Origin of the sequence: Nocardia farcinica, assembly GCF_029867845.1 — a bacterium.
Classification (GTDB): domain Bacteria; phylum Actinomycetota; class Actinomycetes; order Mycobacteriales; family Mycobacteriaceae; genus Nocardia; species Nocardia farcinica_A.
Map to the genome: position 1 here is coordinate 1 of NZ_JARWRU010000120.1, position 2,019 is coordinate 2,019.

Below are 2,019 nucleotides of genomic sequence, written 5' to 3' on the forward strand. Positions count from 1 at the left end.
CATCCAGCCCGAACGAGACGTCCCCCTCGACGTCGTCGACGAAGGCCGCCTCTGCCCCGCCCGGCTCCACAACCCCAGTCACCCCAGCAGCCTAACCAGAGGAGCCGACACGACCGGGGCTTCGCGCGGGTGGGGGACGCGGGCCCGGAGCAGGAGGGAACGTCCGGGAGGATCGGGGCCCGACTTGGACGCAAAGGCCCGACTTGGGCACAAAACAGGTCAGCCCCGGTGAAAACCGGGGCTGACCTGGTACTACGGTGGTGCGCGATACTGGGATTGAACCAGTGACCTCTTCCGTGTCAGGGAAGCGCTCTCCCGCTGAGCTAATCGCGCGAGGTGGAGACGGGAATCGAACCCGTGTGCACGGCTTTGCAGGCCGTTGCCTCACCACTCGGCCACTCCACCGCGCAAAGGGGGTTGGCGTTTTACTGCCTGGCCCTGCCTTCCGAGCGGATGACGGGATTCGAACCCGCGACCCTCACCTTGGCAAGGTGATGCGCTACCAGCTGCGCTACATCCGCGTGCTTTCCGGGGGCTTTCGCTTTCGTTCCGGCCTCCGTCTTGCGAGACAGAACATTAGCCGACGTTCGGCGAAAGGTACAAATCCGCTGGTCACGGGGGATGGACGTGTCTCGGAGGTGTGCGAGGTGCTGATGGTTTCCAAGGGGCTGCCGGTGCGGGCGGGGTTGCTCGGGCGGTCACTGGGGAAGCCGGCGTGGATCGGGTGGTCCGTCGCGGCCCTCGGTCGCCCGGGGGCGTCGATCGGCGCTTCTGTCCGCCCGGCACTTCTGTCCACGAGGCGATTTGGTGATCGCCGGGGCCTCCGTGCTAATGTTCCATCTCGTTCGAGCGGTACGAACCGCCCGGACACCCCGCCAAGGTCTCATAGCTCAGCGGGAGAGCGTCCGCCTCACACGCGGAAGGTCGCTGGTTCGATCCCAGCTGGGACCACATCGATCCCCCGACAGAACACCTGGTCGGGGGATCTTTTGTGTCTCACCCTCGATGCCTGTGCGTCTGGAGGGATCAACTTCGACCGTGCGTTCGCCGTGCTCGGGCACGCAGGGCACGACGATCGAACCTCGATCCCGTTCGGCCGGTCTTCTGTCTTTCGGGCAGGTAGGCCCGGCGCGGGAAGAATCGGGCTATGACCTTCGCGTTGACACCGCAGCGGCGATCGGAGCTGGCGGCGCTGCTCGAGGACACCGAGCTGCTGCGTTCCCGGTTCCCGCGCGTGGCCGAGTATCTGGAGACGGCCCCGATGTTCACCGGCACCGGCGACCCGGAGCGCGACGCGGCCTTCGATCTGCGGTTCGTCCACTACCTGACCGGGGGTGAATCGGAGTCCGGCAATCCGTACTGGGACATTGTCGGCCCATCGGTCAGCCATCGTGAGGCGTTGCGGGTCGTCGACGGGGGAGTGCAGGCGGGGAGTGTCAGGCTGGGGTTCGCTCAGACAATTCTGCAAAGCGTCTACGCCTACGCGATCCCGTCCCCGGAAACCCTGCGCTGGATCACCGACTTCGCCGGGCGGCGCACGATCGTCGAACTCGGTGCCGGCCGCGGCTACTGGGCCCATCAGCTCGCCCGTGCCGGGGCGACGGTTCGCGCGTTCGACATCGAACCTCCGCACCGATCGTCGAACGCCTCCTTTCCAGTCGCGGCCGGTCAGGCGGAGGTCTGGCACGAGGTAGCGGAGGCGGACGCGTTCGATGCCGCGGTGGGTGCCGATTCCGTGCTGTTGTTGTGCTGGCCTCCCGGCTGGGACGACCCGATGGCGTCGTCGGCTCTGGAGACGTTCGGCAGCGCCGGGGGTGAGGACTTGATCTATATCGGTGAACCGAGGGGCGGCAGGACGGGAGACGAAGCGTTCTTCGACCTGCTGGAAGCGGGCTGGTCGCTGAAAGCCGCGGACCCTGGGTTCGTGTCGTGGTGGAACCTGAACGACACCGCCCTGATCTGGCGCCGCATGTCATAGACATACGAAGGGGGGGGGGGCGGGCGGGGGGGGGGGGGGGG

The 2,019-nt window shown here is 67.0% G+C and carries 1 protein-coding gene and 4 tRNA genes; 2 read left to right on the plus strand and 3 right to left on the minus strand.

Features of this window, described 5'->3' with window-relative positions; translation table 11 throughout:
- Positions 1 to 258 precede the first annotated feature (258 nt).
- The 3 genes from QH283_RS02320 to QH283_RS02330 all read right to left on the minus strand — a co-directional run bounded on the left by QH283_RS02320 (position 259) and on the right by QH283_RS02330 (position 521).
- Positions 259 to 333, minus strand: a tRNA-Val gene (locus tag QH283_RS02320).
- Position 334: 1 nt separating this feature from the next.
- Positions 335 to 405 (minus strand) — tRNA-Cys (locus tag QH283_RS02325).
- A gap of 43 nt (positions 406 to 448) precedes the next feature.
- Positions 449 to 521, minus strand: a tRNA-Gly gene (locus tag QH283_RS02330).
- Positions 522 to 879: 358 nt separating this feature from the next.
- On the opposite strand from QH283_RS02330, the gene QH283_RS02335 reads away from it, so the two are divergent.
- Both QH283_RS02335 and QH283_RS02340 read left to right on the plus strand, forming a co-directional pair.
- A tRNA-Val gene (locus tag QH283_RS02335) sits at positions 880 to 951 on the plus strand.
- Between the two features lie 196 nt (positions 952 to 1,147).
- Complete coding sequence (locus QH283_RS02340) at positions 1,148 to 1,978, plus strand: hypothetical protein (protein ID WP_280501368.1); 831 nt, start codon at positions 1,148 to 1,150, stop codon at positions 1,976 to 1,978.
- Positions 1,979 to 2,019: the final 41 nt, after the last annotated feature.

Excerpts from the sequence above, each read along its gene's own strand:
- QH283_RS02340 (WP_280501368.1), top strand. The coding sequence starts at position 1,148 with ATGACCTTCGCGTTGACACCGCAGCGGCGATCGGAGCTGGCGGCGCTG.